General features: G+C 39.8%; 14 protein-coding genes. 11 read left to right on the forward strand and 3 right to left on the reverse strand.

Going from position 1 to position 20,789, the window contains the following annotated elements; genetic code table 11:
* Positions 1–108: 108 nt before the first annotated feature.
* The 6 genes from A994_RS09495 to A994_RS09520 all read left to right on the forward strand — a co-directional run bounded on the left by A994_RS09495 (position 109) and on the right by A994_RS09520 (position 3,474).
* Positions 109–393, forward strand: a complete 285-nt coding sequence (locus A994_RS09495) for an ArsR/SmtB family transcription factor (RefSeq protein ID WP_004031297.1) — start codon at positions 109–111, stop codon at positions 391–393.
* Between the two features lie 76 nt (positions 394–469).
* On the forward strand, positions 470–862 hold the full coding sequence (locus tag A994_RS09500) for a hypothetical protein (protein WP_004031298.1): 393 nt from the start codon (positions 470–472) through the stop codon (positions 860–862).
* Between the two features lie 415 nt (positions 863–1,277).
* Positions 1,278–1,610, forward strand: a complete 333-nt coding sequence (locus A994_RS09505; RefSeq protein WP_004031299.1) for a hypothetical protein — start codon at positions 1,278–1,280, stop codon at positions 1,608–1,610.
* Entirely contained in the window at positions 1,607–2,356 is a 750-nt protein-coding gene (locus tag A994_RS09510) for a hypothetical protein (RefSeq protein WP_004031300.1), read from the forward strand. Before A994_RS09505 ends, A994_RS09510 begins: the two co-directional genes overlap by 4 nt.
* A 241-nt stretch (positions 2,357–2,597) precedes the next feature.
* On the forward strand, positions 2,598–3,194 hold the full coding sequence (locus A994_RS09515) for an NTP transferase domain-containing protein (protein WP_004031301.1): 597 nt from the start codon (positions 2,598–2,600) through the stop codon (positions 3,192–3,194).
* A gap of 4 nt (positions 3,195–3,198) precedes the next feature.
* Positions 3,199–3,474, forward strand: coding sequence for a PRC-barrel domain-containing protein (locus A994_RS09520; RefSeq protein ID WP_004031302.1), 276 nt, complete (start codon positions 3,199–3,201; stop codon positions 3,472–3,474).
* Between the two features lie 569 nt (positions 3,475–4,043).
* Here the strand turns inward: A994_RS09520 and A994_RS09525 are convergent.
* Both A994_RS09525 and sufC read right to left on the reverse strand, forming a co-directional pair.
* A complete protein-coding gene (locus tag A994_RS09525; RefSeq protein WP_004031303.1) occupies positions 4,044–5,279 on the reverse strand; it encodes a SufB/SufD family protein in 1,236 nt (411 codons plus the stop codon).
* A complete protein-coding gene (gene sufC, locus A994_RS09530) occupies positions 5,261–6,019 on the reverse strand; it encodes a Fe-S cluster assembly ATPase SufC (protein WP_048204198.1) in 759 nt (252 codons plus the stop codon). The genes A994_RS09525 and sufC overlap by 19 nt, the downstream gene beginning before the upstream one ends.
* Before the next feature lie 528 nt (positions 6,020–6,547).
* On the opposite strand from sufC, the gene A994_RS09535 reads away from it, so the two are divergent.
* The 4 genes from A994_RS09535 to A994_RS09550 are packed head-to-tail and all read left to right on the forward strand — an operon-like array spanning position 6,548 to position 10,604.
* Positions 6,548–6,991: a hydrogenase iron-sulfur subunit gene (locus A994_RS09535; RefSeq protein WP_004031307.1), complete on the forward strand. Its 444-nt coding sequence runs from the start codon at positions 6,548–6,550 to the stop codon at positions 6,989–6,991.
* A gap of 1 nt (position 6,992) precedes the next feature.
* The gene (locus A994_RS09540; RefSeq protein ID WP_004031310.1) at positions 6,993–7,922 is read left to right on the forward strand and encodes an NADH-quinone oxidoreductase subunit B family protein; all 930 of its coding nucleotides are present in this window, start codon (positions 6,993–6,995) and stop codon (positions 7,920–7,922) included.
* Complete coding sequence (gene mvhA, locus A994_RS09545) at positions 7,923–9,341, forward strand: F420-non-reducing hydrogenase subunit MvhA (protein WP_004031311.1); 1,419 nt, start codon at positions 7,923–7,925, stop codon at positions 9,339–9,341.
* 24 nt (positions 9,342–9,365) lie between these two features.
* Complete coding sequence (locus A994_RS09550) at positions 9,366–10,604, forward strand: 4Fe-4S binding protein (RefSeq protein WP_004031312.1); 1,239 nt, start codon at positions 9,366–9,368, stop codon at positions 10,602–10,604.
* A 288-nt stretch (positions 10,605–10,892) separates the two neighbouring features.
* Here A994_RS09550 and A994_RS09555 read toward each other — a convergent pair whose 3' ends face one another.
* Positions 10,893–11,090 carry a CooT family nickel-binding protein gene (locus tag A994_RS09555; RefSeq protein ID WP_004031313.1) on the reverse strand — a complete coding sequence of 66 codons (198 nt, stop codon included), beginning with the start codon at positions 11,088–11,090 and terminating at the stop codon, positions 10,893–10,895.
* Between the two features lie 508 nt (positions 11,091–11,598).
* Between A994_RS09555 and A994_RS09560 the strand changes: the two genes are divergently transcribed.
* A partial coding sequence (locus A994_RS09560; protein ID WP_004031314.1) for an isopeptide-forming domain-containing fimbrial protein occupies positions 11,599–20,789 on the forward strand: 9,191 nt, incomplete at its 3' end.

Here is a 20,789-nt window from a genome sequence, read left to right on the forward strand (position 1 = left end):
AATAAATCTATTTAAATTAACTAAACAATTTTAAGAAAATAAACTATTTTAGGAACTAGGATCATATCTGATTTATCCAAGTTTGATCTTTTGGATTTAGTGATTGTCATGAAAAGAGTTTTATGGTATTTGATTGCTGGTAGTAAAGGGGGGGTCAACAGAGCCAGAATAATCAAAACCCTGCATGATAGGCCATATAATGTCAATCAACTTTCTAAAGAACTTGATCTTGATTATAAAACCATTAAACATCATATGAAAGTCTTGGAAGAACATGATATTATTTTTAACTCCACCGGTGAGAAAAAATATGGGGCAATGTACTTTTTATCAAATCGTATGGAAGAAAATTATTCTACCTTCTTAGACATTCTGAGTAAAATGAAAACCTAAAAAATTAAGTAGATAATTAAATCATTATGGAAAACAATGGGATTATTATCCTTTAAATCAGTATAGAGGTGATGTGATGCAAGTAGGAGGACCTGAAGTGCCCAAAGGGCCTGGATATCATGGAGGAAATGGAACCGAAACGGGTGGGGGAAATGGTACTGGGATGGGACCGATAAACTTTGATAACTCTCAACTCATTACCATTGATGTTGTGCTGGGAATTGCCAATATATGTCTTTTACTGATTTTACTGTACATGTACATAGGCAGTTACCGGAAATTCAAATCTCAATTCACCTTTGGCCTAGTTGCATTTGCCATGTTACTCCTCCTACAAAATGCACTATTCACCGGATTTTTAATACTAAATGAAGGTTTCAAAGGTCCAGGAATGGGTAGCCCAATTTTCTTCTTAAATGTAATAGAATTTTTTGCCCTTTCTGTACTCATTGGAGTAACCAGAGAATAAGTTAAAATGGGGTATTATGAATGAATCTGGATAATCTTACATCCGGGAATCTTCATTTATTACCCGTTCCTTCATTTTTTTTATCATTAACTTCTTTTTATTAACTTTTTTAATTCCCTTTCTGATTTCTTAAATTTATCTATTTTCATTTAATAGGGTTTATTCTAAAAATCTATTGATATGGTAAAGATTTGGGTGTAAACTTGGAATAAGTATTTTTAAATAAATCCTTAATTTAGTAACAGAGCTAAAATAAAGTCTTAAAATACGTACTGTTCGTATGGATGCTAATTTTCAAATCAAAAAATTAGAGAATTTAGACATTTTCTGTTGAAAAGTATTTACCCAAAAGAAGATGCCAACAGAATATTTTGTAAAAAAATTAATTGAGAATTAAAAAAATAGAGGATTTTTCATGATTTATGACATGATTATACCCACATTACCTTTTATAATGGGTTATTTATTCACGTACAGCCTGTACAAGGTAAATTTAATAAAAAAAGCAATTCACATTAATGTATGGAACCTGATTATTCTGGTGGCTTTCATTGTCTCTGGAGGAGCAGGTTTCATTTTGATTATCTTACTTGAATTAGGGGTTTCAATCCCAATAAGTCCGGATTTACTCTATTGGCATGTGGAACTGGGATTAACTTTAGCTCTGGTAACAATTTTCCATTTGCATACTTACTGGAAGTCTTCAAGGGCCCTGTTTATCCCAGCTAAAAGGAGGTCAAGCCAATGAAACTGAAGAAAAAACTGATCACTGTCATTTCATCAGTTCCTTGGGTTGCGGCTGCTACCATGTCCACAGTCTGCGCTGCTGGCTGTCCCTATGGACGTACCTGTGCTTATCCTGGGCATTGTTCACGCTTCACGGATTCTGGTGGAGATGGAATATGTGATTTATCAGCGTCAGTTACCAGTAGCAATGTAAACACCGAAACAGCTTCCTCTTCAAGTTCTGGGGATACCAGTTCTTCAACAAGCACTGGTAGCTCTCCATCATCAACTTCAACTAATGGCCAATCTAGTAATGCTGCCGATACATATTCTGGAAATTCCAGTCCTGATGCAAACACCAACGCCAGCCCAGCAACTGATCCCGGAACTGGTCTGGACACAGGCAGTGTTCAAGGAGATCATGTAAATTACTTCCTTTTTCCAGTGAGCATTCTCCTGGTTCTGGCCTATCTGTTTACCCATTACCTTTTCAGTAAGGGCATCTTAAAACAGGGTACCCACCGGAGAATTTGGAACTTACTCCTGACTGCAGGATACCTGGGAACTGGAATTACCGGGGTAATACTGGTATTACTAATAAATATGGGTATTAGGACTGCATTAAATCAATCCATAACCTTTTGGCATGTGGAATTAGCTATTCTCATGTTTGTGGGGACCCTAATACATATTCATCTTTACAGGAAACCTTTCAAGAATATTTTCAAAGTTCTTTTGAGATTTAATACCTGGAAAAAAGCAGTATAACAGTTAAATGAGTGGGATTTTCAATAAATAATCCCTTATTCATCATGTTATTTTTTTTTACCTTTAGATAATGACCTTTTTTACAGTGTTGCCCTTTTCAAATATAGCATATTATTTTTTACTGAATATCCATACAATAATATAGAATGTTCCGGCTAAACATGAACAGTAATAGAATAGAAGGTTAAAAAAAATCTTCACTGAAAGGAAATTATAAAAAACTCAAATCGCAGGGTTAAAAATGGTCATAGCTCTTTTAATGGCAGGTGGAAAGGGAACCAGGATGAATATGGATCTGGAAAAGCCGATGGTGCCTGTTGAGGGGAAGCCCCTAATTGAACATGTGCTTAGTGCACTGCAGGATTCATCAGAGGTGGATGAAATAATAGTAGCCACCAGCCATCACACTCCAAATACCACATTATATGCTGAAAATCTTGGCTTTAAGGTTTTAAAAACTCAGGGGAATGGATATGTGGAAGATCTTTCATTTATTCTTTCTCAGGATGTTTTCAAGGATAAGGTAATTCTCACCATAACCTCAGATCTCCCACTAATCACTGCCATGATCATTGACCTGGTACTGGGGGAGTATCACAAGTCATCCAAACCAGCCATGTCAGTGATGGTGCCAGTGGAAATATTCCGTGAACATGGTCTTAAGCCCAGTTTGGTGCTGGAAAATCTGGTTCCCTCTGGATTAAATATATTAAGGGGGAATGATACAGAACAAGATGAAGAAGTTCTGGTCCTCGATAAAATTGAACTGGCATTAAATATTAATAGCCCCGAGGACATAATATGCCTAAAGAAACTATGGGGAAACTCCAGAAGGTGAGGTAATGGTTGAGAAAGAAGAAAGGAAACTCATAAAAGGGGAAGAAAAGGTTTGGAGTGAAATCAAGGGCTATCAGGTGGCTACAAATAATGCTCGAATCCTGGGAGAGCTCGAAGAACTCATTATCAATGACAGAACCGGTAAAATAACTGACGTAGTCATTAAGGTTGACAAAGGAAGGAACGTCACAGTTAAAGGTTCTAAACAGAAAGGAGATACTTTACTGGTGCCATTTGGTAAAGTGGAAAAAGTGGGTGAATTCATTATTATCTCTGAATAAAATCCCATTACATCCTTACATTTTATCATTTTGAGTGTTCCATCCACTTATTTTGGATTCTCGTTTTAAATTTAAACCTATTTAGGCCTATTTAAACTTATAAACCTATTTTAATACTAAACTTATATTTAAACCTCTATTTTAACTATTAAGTCTATTAATACTGCATTTTAACTAAAACTCATTAAAATTTCAGCAATAATATAATTGATCTTTAATGCATAGTTTAGGTTCCATTTGGCCAAATATTAGTTCGTTCAGAATTAATTCATTTCAGATTTTTCATAACTTCATTTTCATCCATTTCATAGTTTCGTTTTTTCAAATAACTCATCTGTAACGTTTCATTTGCGTTTTGTCAACTCAAAAATTGGAATAAAACAGAAAAATGATTATAAAATGAAAAATACCAGATTGAAAACATTCATAAAATAAAAAATAAGTATGGATGGATAAAAAAGAGGTGGGAGGGGGAATCCTTAACTTATGCCTTTCTTTATTAAGTTAAGACCTTTTCCTTAAGTTAAGGCACTCTTCTTAAGTTAAGGCCCTTAAAGAGATACCCTCAACTACATTCCTTTTAAACTTTGATCCATCATTCTTTTGGTTTCAGCTGCCAGTTCTGGTGGAAGGCCAGCTATATCAATGCTCAGGAATCCCCTGACAATCATGGATGCTGCTTCTTCCTCACTTAAACCGCGGGACATAAGATAAAGCACTTCTGCTTCGTCAATCTTACCTACTGCTGCTTCGTGGGATAGTTCCAGTTCTGTGGATGCACCTTCCAGTTCTGGTACAGCATATATCATTGAATCATCTGATAAAACCAGCCCGTGACATTCGAGGTGACCTTTAACATTTTTGGCCCTTCCTGCCAGGTGTCCTCGAGCATAAATCTGGGATTGGTCCTTGGAAACAGATCGGGAGATCATTTCAGTACTGCAACCTTCACCTTCTAGGATTACCCGTGAACCCATATCCAGAACTGATTCCTTCTGTCCTCCCAGTATAGACTGGAAAACAACCTTAGAATTGTTACCAGTACAATATGCAGTTGGATACGATTGTATGCTCCTGACTGGGCTGGTGAGAATGTAATTACTGATATAAGTAGATTCATCTCCTACCATTACACCGGTTCGAGGGCGCACATCCACCTGTTCTGCCCAGTTGTGCACCATGGTGAAGGTGATTTTAGCCCCTTTTTTGAGATAGAATTCGGAAACTCCCACGTGTAAAGCAGAAGTAACATCTTCTCCTGTTGCACATCCAGTAATAATATGTAGTTCAGAGTTTTCTTCAGCAATGATAACGTTGTGGGCAGTTTGCATGACATTCTCATCACCGATGAACATACATGCTTGGAGAGGGAATACTTCTTTAGAACCCGGTAGGGATCTTATAAAGTATCCTCCACTACCTCCTTCTTCTCTTTCGCGTAAGGCTGTTTGAGCGGTGTATTTATCACTATCAACAGCTACTGCCTTCCACATGTAATCTTTTAACCAGCCGTATTTATCAAGGGCCACGTTCATACCCATGATTTCCACAGACTCAGAGCCGCAGGTGGTACAAACTCCACTCTGGTCTACTTGGACGAAGGTACCTGATCTTTCTTCTTCATTGGGATCTACTCCCACTTTTAAGAGGGTTTCCTGCACCTTTTTGGGAACTTCATTTGCTCTGGAAACCTTTTCATGTTCACCTGCTTCTTCTTTGATGAACTTTTCCAGGTCAATATCTTCGCCGTAGAGTGCTTTTTTTTCCTTAGCTTTCTCGGCACGATTTAGTGTATCTCGCAACATTCCACACACCCGTGAAATCCTTCTTTTCGTATATCTTCAATAATCTCAGCTGGGTTTCCTGAACAGGCAATTCTACCATCCATAAGCACGTGGGCTGTGTCTGCAGCCACAAAATTAAGGATGTAACCTAGGTGAGTTATCAAAAGCCCTGATTTTTCCCTTAAGCCCGGTTTTTTGTCTTTATCCAGGAGTGTATTGATTTCTTCAGCCAGGAGCTCTACATTTTCAATATCTACTCCGGAATCAGGTTCATCGAACATAATGAAGTCTGGCTGTTGGGCTAAAAGTTGCAGTATTTCGGATCTTTTAACTTCTCCACCGGAAAAACCGAGGTTAACATCTCTTTCCAGGAACTTTTCATCGAACTTGAGTTTACGAGCCAGATCCATCATTTCTGGGCTGAGCTCTTTATCTGCATCTTTTTCCCCGTGTTCGATTTTTAAAAGATCACCCAGTCTTACTCCTCTAATGGAAGGAGGATTCTGGAAACTAACTCCAAATCCTTTCCTTACCCTTTCAGTAGTTGAAAGGTTGGTTATATCTTCCCCTTTGAAGATTATCTCTCCACGTGTTACTTTGTACTTAGGAAAACCCAACAAAGTCATAAAAAGAGTACTTTTACCGGCTCCATTGGGTCCCAGTAGTACATGTGTTTCTCCGTTGCCTATATTTAAGTCTACATCCGTGAGAATTTCTTTTCCACTTACTTCAACTGCCAGATCAGTTATTTCAAGTAGCAGTTTAACCACCACCATTTTTTTGGTTTCATGTTTTTAATTAAAAGATGGAATTTATGGATGTGATTATAACACACCTTATATTTTTATATGGACTTTTTCCTATAATTAATATACGGAAGATCATGTAAAAGTTAATGAAGATAGCCCTATTAAAAACAATAATATAATCTTATTAAAACCAATAATTCCTGTTAAAACTCATTAAGTTCAAGTTCTACTGATATAAATTTAACTAGGATTTTTAAAAGACATATTATTGTTATAATATTCTTTGATTAAGATAAGCTGTTCATTTGATGGTTGTTCAAAAATTAAAACTGGTTTATATTGCATATCATGATAAAACGTGATTTAAGTTCATATATATCCAATAAAGACATTTTAATCAAATATTAAAAACCCTGAATTTGTTATTCTCATATATATGTTTTTCGAATTAGTTTTTGAAGTAACCTTTATAATAACTATTCCTATATCCATATAATGTACAATTAATATGGTACGCCGACAAAGCAAGGAGGAAAGCCAATGGCTGAGGATGATGTTAAGATCGTGATGTTTTGTTGTAACTGGTGCTCCTATGGTGGAGCTGACACTGCAGGAACCGCAAGGATGCAGTATCCTCCAAATGTGCGGGTCATCCGAGTAATGTGCTCGGGAAGAATTGAACCTCAATTTATTTTCAAGGCCTTCAGAGAAGGTGCTGATGGGGTCATTGTGGCCGGCTGTCACCATGGAGACTGCCACTACGACGCAGGAAACTATAAATTAGACCGTAGAATGAGATTAGTCTACAAACTAGCAGATGGATTGGGAATCGGAAGAGAAAGGATTCACCATGACTGGATATCTGCATCAGAAGGGGAAAAATTCGCAAAAACAGTTACCATGATGGTAAATCGTATAACTGCTCTGGGTCCATCCCCTCTCAAAGCACAACTAGACGCTCCAGAAGAAGAAGTGGAGGCCTAAAATGGCAGACAAAGTTAAACTAGGAAACGTTTGGCTAGGTGTATGTTCTGGATGTGAACTGTCCATTGCAGATATACACGAAGCCATAGTGGATGTTCTGGGATTAGCAGATTTCGAATTCATGCCAGTTCTAATGGACACCAAATATGATGAATGGACCGACGTAGACGTGGCCATAGTTACTGGAGGTATTCGAAACGAAGAGAACCGGGAACTGGCACTACAAGTTCGAGAAAGAGCAAAAGTAGTAATTGCCTATGGTACATGTGCTGCTTACGGTGGAGTCTTTGGACTGGGAAACTTACATACAGTTGATGATTTAACTCAAGAAGCTTACATCAACTCTGAAAGTACCTACAATGATGAAGGAATAATACCTAGTGAAGGAGTTCCTCGTCTAGAAAGTCGGATGAGACCACTAACCGATGTCATTGATGTCGATTTAGTCTTACCTGGATGCCCACCTAGATCAGATCTGGTGGCACAAATCATCATGGCTCTGTTGAAAGGAGAAGAATTACCGGAAATACCACAAACAAACCTTTGTGAAGTTTGTCCTAGGGAAAAACCACCGGAAGGAATGGCTATGGACAAAATCATCCGTCAGTTCGAACTTGGAGAACCAGACCCAGAAATGTGCCTGGTGCCTCAGGGTTTAGTATGCATGGGACCTGCCACAATTTCCATATGTGGTGCTGAATGCCCCAGCATTGGTATCAAATGTCAGGGATGTTATGGACCCACCTTCAATGTAGTGGACCAGGGTGCTAAAATGATAAGTGCCATCGGTTCTGACTTTGGTGTGGAAGCAGACAAAACTGTGGACCCTGAAGAAGTAGCCAATGAACTTGATGATATTGTTGGGACTTTCTACACCTACACACTCCCATCAGCTCTAATACCAGCTAAGATGAAAAAGGAGGGTAAATAAATGGTTACACTCAAAATGGAACCTGTGACCAGGATTGAAGGTCACGCCAAAATCACAGTGGACCTGGATGATGCAGGAAACGTTCAGGACACCAAACTCCACGTTATGGAATTCCGTGGATTTGAAAAATTCCTGCAGGGAAGAAACATCGAAGAAGTACCACGACTGGTACCTCGAATATGTGGTATCTGTGATGTACAGCACCACCTGGCTGCAGCTAAAGCTGTGGATGCATGTTTTGGATTTGCTCCCGATGAAATTCTCCCTACTGCCTACAAAATGAGAGAACTCATGAGCTGGGGTTCTGTAATGCACTCCCACGCTCTGCACTTCTATTTCCTGGCAGCACCGGATTTCATAGCTGGTAAAGACAGGAAAACCAGGAACGTATTCCAAATAGTTAAAGACGCTCCTGAAGCAGCCCTGCAAGCTATTGAGCTCCGAAAAAATGCTTTAGATCTCATTAAAGCCACAGGTGGACGACCTATACACCCCACATCATCTACTCCTGGTGGTATTTCTACCAGCCTGGATGACGAAACCCAGAAAGACCTTCTTAAAAAGGCTCAGAGGAACGTGGAATTATCTGTTGCTACCCTTGAACTGGCTAAACCAATTTTCGAAGAAAACTTGGACCTAGTGAAAACCTTAGGTTACGTGGAAACTTACCACACTGGACTGGTTAAAAACGGCGTATGGGATATGTACGACGGAAATGTCAGGATGAAAGACAAAGAAGGAAACCCTTATGTTGAATTTGCCCCATCCGACTACCTGGATTACATTGGTGAAAAAGTTAAACCATATTCCTGGTTAAAATTCCCATACATCAAAGACTTAGGATATCCAGAAGGAATATACCGTGTAGCTCCTCTGTCACGTCTTAACGTCGCTGATAAAATGCCTGATGCTGCACCATTAGCACAGGAAGAATTGAACGAATTCAGAAATCTGTTTGGATACGCTCAAGAACCATTACTCTTCCACTGGGCTAGACTCATAGAGTTACTCGCAGCCTCAGAATGTGCAGCCGATGCTCTTGAAGGAGACCTATCTGGACAGAAATTCCCAGATGCTCTGGAAAGAACTGCTGGTGAAGGTGTAGGTATTGTGGAAGCATCTCGAGGAACATTAACTCACCACTACGCATGTGACGAAAACGGACTGGTTACCAAAGCCAACATTGTGGTCGCAACCATCCAGAACAACCCTGCTATGGAAATGGGTATCCAGAAAGTTGCCCAAGACTACATAAAACCAGGAGTAGAAGTAGACGACAAGATCTTCAACTTAATGGAGATGGTAATAAGGGCCTACGACCCATGTCTATCCTGTGCAACCCACGAAATCGACAGTCAAATGAGACTCGCCACCCTTGAAGTTTACGACAGCGAGGGTAACCTCGTTAAACGAATCTAAATATTTCTAAGAGGGTGAATAAAGATGATAGTGGTTAACAAGGAAGACTGCATTCGATGTGGGGCCTGCCAGGGTACCTGTCCAACTGCAGCCATTAACGTATCCCCAGATGACGTTATTTACTGTGACGTTTGTGGGGGAGCACCTAAATGTGTGGATATCTGTCCTACCGGTGCTCTTAAGACTGATGAGCTAGCTATTGGCGAATCTGGCACCACCCAGACTAGAGTCACCTTCAACCCCAAACTCTGTAATGAGTGCGGTGACTGTGTAGAAGTCTGCCCACCTCAGATCCTCAAATTAGAGTCAGGTAAAGTGCAGACCATACCACTACAGGGCTACTGTGTCATGTGCCAGCAGTGCGCAGACATATGCCCGGTAGAGGTCATTGGAGTGGAAGGGGTCAAAGAACCTAAAAAGACTGATTTGAACATCACTGGTCCAGTTTACATTGTAGACTGTGTTGGATGTGGTATGTGTGTGGACGAATGTCCTGTAGATGCCATAACACTCCCTGAAGTAGGAGAAAGCATAGTTATCGATGAAGAAACCTGTATTAAATGTGGAGTCTGTTCACAGACCTGCCCATGGAATGCAGTGTTCATATCTGGTAAAAAACCAGAAAAACGAACCAAAGAACTCAACAAGTTCGAAGTTGATGATGAAACCTGTATTGGCTGTAATGTTTGTGTAGAAGCCTGTCCTGGTGAATTCATAAAAGCCAAAGCTTCCTCATTGACTGTAGAACTACCCGAGATCTGTACCTACTGTGGATTGTGTGAAAAACTGTGTCCAGTGGATGCCATTGACCTGGATGTTAAATTAGGACCAGCCAAACCTGCATCAGAAGAAGGATTAGTATGGGACGAATCCAAATGTGAATACGTTGGAGCATGTGCCCGTATCTGTCCTAACGATGCTATTCGAGTGGTTACCAATACTGGAGTCGAAGTTCCAGGAGACACTGAAGTTGACGGTGAACCATCATTCGCCATGTGTACCCGTTGTGGAGCATGTACTATTGCCTGCCCAGAAGGAGCACTAAGCCTGGTAGAAATGGACAAAGTCGTTGACGGTGAAGTTGTCAAAAGGAACCGGGTTCAGTTCAGTCCTAATAAGTGTACCGAGTGCGGTGACTGTGTGGATGTATGTCCTTACAACATGCTGAAACTCACCGATGATAAAGTACCACTTAAAGGATTCTGTATACTCTGTGATCAGTGTATACCAGCCTGCCCACACGAAGCATTGTTCCTAAAATAGGTTCAAACAAAAACAAAACAGTAAATTTTGGTGGAAAATACTCCACCCCTCTTTTTTATTTTTAGAATTTTCTATTCAATTCACGTTTGATTTTAGATTACAATACTAATCGCTTATTTTAAGAGATTAAAATTTATTTAAGAAATTAATTATTCTGAAGATTAAACCTTATTTTAATAAATTAAACCTTATTTTGGATTAAATACTTATTTAGGGCTATATGTGGAAATTTCAAAATTAATTAATAAAATAATAAATAAAATTTTCTGTATTTAGTTTTTACACTTCCTATTGGATTAAACTTTTTTCATCCACTTCTATGAAAATACTATGTTTTTCCAGGTCTAGTTCAACTATCTTCCCTTCTACAGTCATGCCCTGGTTTAAAATATCTACCATTTCTATACGGTCACCATAGATTTTCATGTGAATCACATCATCCATAAGTTTAGTTCCTTTGGTATCGTAAACAGTTGATTCGCACATTTTTTCCCTCTTTTTTAATTTAATACACACCCTATTAATTTCAGTTATCTTCACGGTATTTTTATACATCCATTTGTGTATATATTTTCCTGATGGACTTTTGTTTTTATAACGTTATTATGGTAACTTCGATGGAATTTTATATTAAATTATATTTATTTATTTAAGTAATCACTAACATAATATTTATGAAATGGCATATTAATTAAACATTTTGTAATGTTTAGTTTTTACTATTTTTATATTCAGTCTCAAAATTTTTATTATATCTTTTTGCATTATTCACTAAAAAGTCTTTTTTAACAGTTTTTTTATTTATCTCTAGTTTTAAGTGATTTTCAAACGTATAAACTTTCATTATTATATTATCATTAAAAAATACGAACAGTTCGTAGATATAGATTTAAATATTAAAGCACATTATAATTGTAACTAATAAATATTGTAATTTACTAATAATATTGGTGACAATATTATAAATGAACATTTTTCAATAGGTGGTGGGTAAATGATCAGTTTGGATAAAGGAAAAAATAGGTTTGGTTTATCGATTATAATTATTCTGGCAATTTTTTTAACCTGTGGCATAGTTTCAGCTGCAGAAAACGTTGATGGAGTCACGAACAATTCAACTATTTTAAATAACAGTTCAACAGCCTTAATTTCGGAGACATCGCTCTCAAATTACACCAATAACTCGAATAATCCTGATCAATCTTCAAATTCTTCTTTTTCCCCTACTTCTTCTAATATAATCAGGGGGAATGTGACTAAATGTACAGATGGGAGCCCATTCCCAGGAGTTACCCTCACTTTAACTTCAACTAATGGTTCAACACTTGCCCAAACCACCACAGACGCCACTGGACATTACGAACTCAAATTCACAAGTAGTGAAGGAACTTTCTATGTCACTGCCAGTTATCCCGGACACATGACCCTCCGAAAACTGGTGACCACGGAACTTAGCTCCAACCCATCTGATATGAATTTATATGGATGGGCAAACTTCCAGCTTGGCCCTGAACCCACTTTATCCATTGATGCCCCGGGAGAACAGTTTTTAAATGAAAGCTTCAACTTCACACTCACTTTCAACAATAATGGTAATGAAACTGGTTTTGGCCCCACAGTCCAGTTGATCTTACCTCCGGAGATAGAATTCAAGAGCGCCAACTTCTTGGGGGCACCGGTGAGTGTTACATCTATAGGAACCTTCCCCATAAGTGGTACATTAATCGATCCACTATCTGGATTAACTGTGACTGGAACTCCGGGTTACAGTCTTTACATACTTGAATATCCTCTGGGCAGTTTTACCACTGGCCAACCGAGTGCGGTTCTGGAAATAAATGCATTTTTACGGGGCAACTCCACTCTGGGATTACCCCTTAATATTACAGCATATCCAGTATTTCGGTTTGGTGCCAATGAAACAGGCACAACACCCATTCAAGGGAATGAAACTACAACCCAAGTAACTCCTACAGTAATTAAGATCATTAAGAACACAGTTGCTCCTCATGAAGATGAAACTGCCACTGGTTCCAACTATCCATGGGATTACACTCTCACAGTTGATGTGGCCAATGGTCAGACAGTCACTGATGTTAATGTGAAAGACTTACTTCCTGGAAACCTCCAGTTCGTGCAAGTGGTTGATGCTGATGGTGGTAGTCCTCTACAGGAACCACCTACCACAACACCAGGTGGTTTATTATGGATACATTTTAATAGTATTACTGGAGTATTGGGTTCTGATCGAACTATCATCTACCGAGTTTATGCTCCAAAATTTGATAACAATTCCCAGTATGTGTTGGATCCAGATACCGGGGCATGGGCCTATAATGCCACTAACACTGCCAGTGTGACTGGGAATTACACCAATATCAATGTTTCATCTGCTGATAATTACACTCTTATCCTGAAACCACTGGCCATCCAGAAAAGTGTTGTTGATGTGAGCACGGATCCAATCCAACCCAAACCCACTGATATCCTGAATTACACACTTAACTTCCAAGTTTCAGATTATTTCTCAATAAACAACCTGATACTATATGATGTACTGGGTGATGGTCAGAGTTTCCTGAACACATCAACATACAATCCCCGACTCAATTTACACCTTCCAGGTATTGATATCAATAATCTTTTTGTCAATTTAACCAACCCTAACCAGTTCTATTATTACCATAACTCCACCACTGGAATTACTTATCTGGTATTCAACATTACCCAGTTACTCATTGACAATGGATACAGTGGTATTGTTGAAGGTGGAAATTACACTGGAACAAACTTTGGGGCAACCACTGGAAACTTGACTTTCTGGGCTCGTATCAATGAATATTATGAAGGTGTATCACCACCAACACCACATTCAATAGTTTCCAATGATGTCATAAATAATGCAGTAGTTACGGATGCAGTGTTAACTCAGAATGGGCGCCAGATAGAGGATAGCAGTGGAAGTCAGGTTATAATAGTGGCTCCCACACCTGCAAAAGACATAATTAAAATTAATGGAAATGATCCAGTTGCTCCCTATGTTATAAAACCAGGGGACACTGTGACTTTCTCATTATTGATAGATGTTCCTACCAGTAACCTGCACGACTTTAATCTAATTGATTATTTACCCATACCTTTACTGAGAGCTACCCAGTTTACCACTGGCCAGGCACAGGACACCAGTCAGGCTATACCTGCTGCAGGGCAGTGGAAGTTAGGTGAAGATGATACATTAACCAGTTTAACTGGTGTGGTACCAACACTGATAGTGGATGCCACCCAGAACACCATCTCCTTTATTTATGGTAATGTTTACAATGCCACTCAACCCAATGCCACAGTCCATATACTGTTCACCATCACTGCCACCGGAGATCCCATGGCAGATGGCCTCTGGCTCACCAACCTCCTGAATATCAACTATGAAAACAGTCCTGGAGAAACGTTCTGTGATAATCGGATAGTGTCCTTGAAAACTGGAGAACCAGAACTTACTATAAACAAGACTGCAACACCCACCACAGGATTACAGGCAGGTGATGTGGTCACCTATACCATAACCATTAATAATACAGGTAATGCTCCTGCTTACAATGTTATAGTCACTGATGATCTTCTCACATCCAATGCAGGATACATAGCATCAATCAGTGGTATCACTGCCAGTTACTTGAATGGTGTAGCTATCACTGGTTTAAACCTCATGGATATTTTCACCAGTAATGGTTTAAATTTCGGTTCATTATACTCCATCTATGGAACTAACGGAACCAACAGCACCATAATAATAACCTACAATGCCACCCTAAACAGTACAGTTTACCCCAGACAGATAATCAACAACACAGTCAACATCACCAAATTTACATCATTAAGCCCACCTGAAAGTCCCAACTATGTGGGAAATCCAGGAGTTGATCAATCCCACTTCTCAGACAATGCATCAGTACAGGTTCGAGATGTTGATTTCAAAAAAACCTATGTAAAATCACTTGATAACATAAGTTCCGGATCTAATCTGACAATAGGAGAAACAGGATTATTCCAGCTGGCTGTCACCCTTCCAGCAGGACAAATAAATGATCTGGTCATAAATGATGTTTTACCCGCAGGGCTCACCTTTGTATCTTATGTATTGGATCAAAGTAACTTCAACGGAATACTGGCACCATTAACCTTTACCCAGATAAACAACAACCTCCAGTTCCTGTTCACAGGGCTTACCAACACCACCAGCAACAGTACATTCTACATTAACCTCACTGTAAGAGCTAATAACAACACAGCTTATCCGGGCTCAGCCAATGTAACTGCTCGAAACAGTGCAACCATGAACTGGAACGACCCAGGACATACACCAATCACTAAACAGGCAACAGTTTACATAGTACAGCCAGTATTAAATGTTACCAAATCATTCAACCCCAGCACCATCCAGGGTGGAGAAACAACAACGGTTACTATAGCCGTAACCAACAATGGAAGATCAACAGCTTATAATGTAATTATAACTGATCCACTCTCCTCTTCAAGTAACATATTTGACTTAAGCAGTAGCAGTGTGGTTGCAAACAGCCCTCAAAATGGTTTTGTATTCAATTACAACTCAACTTCACAAGTTGTAAGTTTCACCGGGGGAAATATAACCCGAGGTCAAACACTGTACTTTACCTTCAACATAACTGCCCTCCAAACACCTTACATTGGACCCACCTACAACAACACAGTCAATGCATCCTACTGGTCCCTGCCATGGGTTAGTGGAGCACCTGATCCTGATAGTAGAAATTACACATGTTCTGCTTGGGCCGTAGTTAGAACTGGTGATCCAAAAATCACCAAAACTGTGGAAAATTCTACCATACACGGAAACAGCGGAAACCTCACTATAGGAGAAACAGTAACCTATAAAATAACGGTCACACTACCTCAAGGGCTAAAAACCAACCTTACCATTACTGATACATTACCTGCTGGGTTTAGCTACAACCTCGGAGAGTACATCCTGAATACAACAGGCTTTAGTGGCACGTTAGGAACATTATTAGTTTCCGTGAATGGTCAGAATATAACATTCACTTTCAGCGGACTCACCAACAGCACAATCACCAATAACACATTCTACATACTCCTGAATGCCACAGTACTCAACAGTACTACCAACACCAATGGAGCTATAAAAACCAACAACGCATCCCTTAACTGGACAGAAAACACCAAACCTCCATTCACAACAACGGTTAACACTACCATTGTAGAACCTAAATTGACAGTTACTAAAAATGTGACACCCACTACAGTGGACGGAGGAGATCTGGTAACTGTTAACTTAACTGTCACCAATACTGGTACTTCACCAGCTTATCAAATTGAATTACGTGATGTTTTAGATCCAGTACTCTTCAACTCATCCACGGTCACACAAGTATTGATACCTTCTGGCTTCAGTTTCACAGTATCCGGAAACACCGTAATAATCAAATCCATCCTTGACACCAACATTAATACCGGAAATGCTTTAAACTTTATTTTCACAGTTCTGGTAAATGATAACGTTCCAACAGGGTCCATTTTCCAGAATCAGGCTAATATCTCATTCTCATCAATGCCTGCAGGATATGATAATGCCCGTAATTACACCAACAAATCCAATGTGGTTAATATCAGCACCGTTACACCCGGAATTAGTAAAACTGTAATCAACACTTCTGAACCTGATTCTACCACACCAAATGTGATGGTGGGAGAAGTGGTAACTTATCAGTTTGTGTTCACAGTCCCAGAAGGTGAAACATTCAACGTATCCCTAATTGATAATCTATTATCAAGTTTAGGATATAATTCTGGAACTGCATTAATAAAAAGAAGTGATGTAAACATCATAGCTTCTGGATTTGACTTTGGAAGTTCATTTGATGAATTTTTAACCATCAACCCTACTTCAACTTCACCCCTGACTTTTTACCTTGGTAATGTAACTTACCTGGGAGGTCAGGGCCTTAAGAATGGAACCATAACTTTAATATTTAATACCACAGTCCTGAACATAGCTGGCAACCAAGCAGGGACAAAAATACCCAATAATGGCATACTGAGTTTTACCAATGCCACTGGAGGAAACCGCAATGTGACTGGAACATGCCCCACCACATTGAATGTGATTGTTCCCCAGATTTCATCTACCAAAACAGCAAACAAGACCATATTAACTAATTCAGATACAGCAACATTCAATATACAGATCCGAAACAACAACATCACCAACGGGGCTCCGGTTTATGATTTGATCATCATTGATCCAATGAATGGTTTCACCATGGATTACCTTCACATGATCATCACCCCCAGCGACCCGTCCATCATTTTCACCAACTACTCCACAGCAGACATGATCTACATTGTGGTTAACAAGCTCAACCAGACCCAGTACCTCAACATAACCTACAACGCCACCGTCAAACCTGACGTTGTATTTAACACCACATTGAATAACACAGTTAACGCCACTGGAACCACACTACCAGGATCCCACGGTACAAACAACGCCACACCTGGAAATCCAGGTACATCAACTGGGGAGCGAACTGGAGACCCCACACAACCCGCAGACCCAGTTAACAATATAAACACCACAACAACAGCTTTTGTGACCACCAGAGCACCACGTGTGTCTAAAACAGTTAATGGGTCCGAAACTGTGAATTTGACCATAGGAGAAACAGCCACAGAATCTATAAACATAAACTTACCAGTTGGTAGTACAACTGAACTTAAAATCATTGATGTCATACCTGATGGTCTGGGAATAAATGGAGGAATAAACGGATTTACATATATCACAACCGCTGGTGTAAATGTTAACCAGTTCCTGGTAACGTATCTCGGTGGAAACACTTACCAAATAAGCTTTGGAAATGTAACCATAACCCAGGAAGGGAACATAACCATAAACTACACAGTACTGGTTCAGGATGTCAATGGAAACTACAATGGCCAGAACCTGGTTAACAATGCCACATTGTACTACAATAATAAAACAGGTCAGGGAGTCAACGGAGGATCAGACACAGCCACAGTGCACGTGGTTGAACCCAACCTGCAGATAACTAAAACACCGAGCAAAACCAACCTGAACATTGGAGAAGAGTTTACATATACAATTAATGTTACACACGCCCCTTCCAGCTCATCAGATGCATATAACATTACAATAACCGATGTGATCCCATCTGGACTTCATTATGTTACAGGTTCAGCTGTTTTACCATCAGGATGGAGTTTAAATGTTTCAGGAAATACTTTGATCTTCACTACATCCAGTTTAACCCTGATAAATCACAATGCCACTTTACTCTTCAACTGCACGGTAGACAACAACTATCTGCTGGCGGGTGGAAATATCAGCAACACCGCAAATTTGAACTACGCATCACTAACTGATGGTGGAAGAAATTACACCACCAATAGCAGCACCCAAATACATGTCATAGGTGCTGATCTGGAAGTACGGAAAAATGGAGATGCTCAGGTAAATGCAGGAGAACAGGTTACTTACACCATAACCGTTACTAACAAAGGCCCGGATACGGCAGTAAACGTAGTTTTAACCGATACTATACTGTCACAATGGTTCAACATGCTTATTTACCTGCAATATTCTGTAAATTCAGGATCTTGGGTTAATATTCAATCTAACCCATTCACCATATCCTTAGGAAACTTAACTCCTGGAAATATCACAACTATCCTGATAAGGGCAACAGTAAACGCTTCAGCACCCGTAGGAATCATGAACAACACTGCTAGTCTAACTTCAAACACCACCGATCCCAACCCAAATAATAATAACAGCACAGCTACAACCAAAGTAACCCAGACTTCAGATTTAACATTAATCAAATCAAATAATCCAACCGGCATAGTAATAGCTGGAAATAATCTGATTTATACTCTAACTTTAACCAACACGGGCCCAAGTGTGGCCAGGGACGTGATTTTAAGAGATGAATCATTGTCTTCCTGGTTAACCAACACATACTACCAGTACAGTCTTGATGGAATTAGTTGGAGTGGATGGACCCTATTCACCGGACCACTGGTTTTAGATGTCACAAATATTATTGGCGGGCCAATGAATGTGAGTCAGGTGTTCTGGGTAATGATAAACGGTACGGTGAATGCATCCACACCCAACGGAACAACCCTCTTCAACACCGCAACCGTCAATAGTTCAACCAGTTCCCACAACGTAACTTCCAACACAGTAAACAACACTGTGGAAACCCTGGCAACATTAAATGTAACCAAAACAGCACCAGAAACGGTCATTGCTGGAGGAAGCAGTCCAATCATCTACACCATCACTGTGACCAATAATGGTCCTAGTGATGCTCTTAATGTGAAAGTCAGTGATACACTTGATTCAAGGTTAACCAGCCAGGAGTACAGCCTGGACAATATGAACTGGTTCTCATGGAATAACCCATTTGAATACACATTCAACCGGATTAACTCCTCACAAACAGTAAACCTTTACCTTCGTGGTTGGGTATTATCCAGTGCCCTTGGTCTCATTAACAATACTGTGGTTGTTTCTAGTAACACCACTAATTTAACTGGTAACCTCACGGATAACACCACGACTCAGATTAACACCACCAGTGTGTTGAATGTGACTAAGTCTGCTCCGGTGAGTGTTACTGCGGGGCAGAGTGAGCCCTTGGTCTTTACAATTGTTGTGACCAATTTCGGTCCATCTGATGCGTTGAATGTGAAAGTGAGTGATACTCTGGATAGTAGGCTTACCAGCCAAGAGTACAGTCTGGATGGTGTTAATTGGAGTTCATGGTTAGCTCCTTACGAGTATGTGTTCAGTAGATTGAATGCTACTCAGACTGTTTACCTGTATTTGAGGGGATTAGTGCCTTCCAGTGCTTTGGGTCTTATCAATAACACTGTGGTTGTTTCTAGTAACACCACTAATTTAACTGGTAACCTCACGGATAATACTACGACTCAGATTAACACCACCAGTGTGTTGAATGTGACTAAGTCTGCTCCGGTGAGTGTTACTGCGGGGCAGAGTGAGCCGTTGGTCTTTACAATTGTTGTGACCAATTTCGGTCCATCTGATGCGTTGAATGTGAAGGTGAGTGATGTTCTGGATTCACGTTTGACTGGTCAGGAATACAGTTTGGATAATGTGTCCTGGTTGGCTTGGAATAGTCCGTTCGAGTATGTGTTCAGTAGGGTGAATTCTGCTCAGACTGTGTATCTCTATTTAAGAGGATTAGTACCATCCAGTGCTCTGGGTCTCATTAACAACACTGTTTTTGTTTCCAGCAATACCACCAATTTGACAGGTAACCTCACAGACAACACCACGACTCAGATTAACGCGACTAGTACTTTGAATGTGACTAAGTCTGCTCCGGAGAGTGTTACCGCGGGTCAGAGTGAACCGATTGTGTTTACTATTGCTGTGACCAATTTCGGTCCTAGTGATGCGTTGAATGTGAAGGTTGGTGATGTTTTGGATTCACGTTTGACTGGTCAGGAATACAGTTTGGATAATGTGTCCTGGAGTGTTTGGTTGGCTTCTTATGAGTATGTGTTTAGTCGTTTGAATGCTACTCAGACTGTGTATCTCTATTTAAGAGGATTAGTACCATCCAGTGCTCTGGGTCTCATTAACAACACTGTAGTTGTTTCCAGCAATACCACCAATTTGACAGGTAACCTTACGGATAATACTACGACTCAAATTAACACTACGAGTGCTTTGAATGTGACTAAGTCTGCTCCGGAGAGTGTTACTGCGGGTCAGAGTGAACCGATTGTGTTTACTATTGCTGTGACCAATTTCGGTCCTAGTGATGCGTTTAATGTGAAAGTGAGTGATACTCTGGATAGTAGGCTTACCAGCCAAGAGTACAGTCTGGATGGTGTTAGCTGGAGTGTTTGGTTGGCTTCTTATGAGTATGTGTTTAGTCGTTTGAATGCTACTCAGACTGTTTACCTGTATCTGCGTGGTTGGGTGCCTTCCAGTGCTTTGGGTCTTATCAATAACACTGTGGTTGTTTCTAGTAACACCACTAATTTAACTGGTAACCTCACGGATAATACTACGACTCAGATTAACACCACCAGTGTGTTGAATGTGACTAAGTCTGCTCCGGGGAG

This window comes from Methanobacterium formicicum DSM 3637 (assembly GCF_000302455.1).
In the GTDB taxonomy this organism is placed as follows: Archaea; Methanobacteriota; Methanobacteria; order Methanobacteriales; family Methanobacteriaceae; genus Methanobacterium; species Methanobacterium formicicum_A.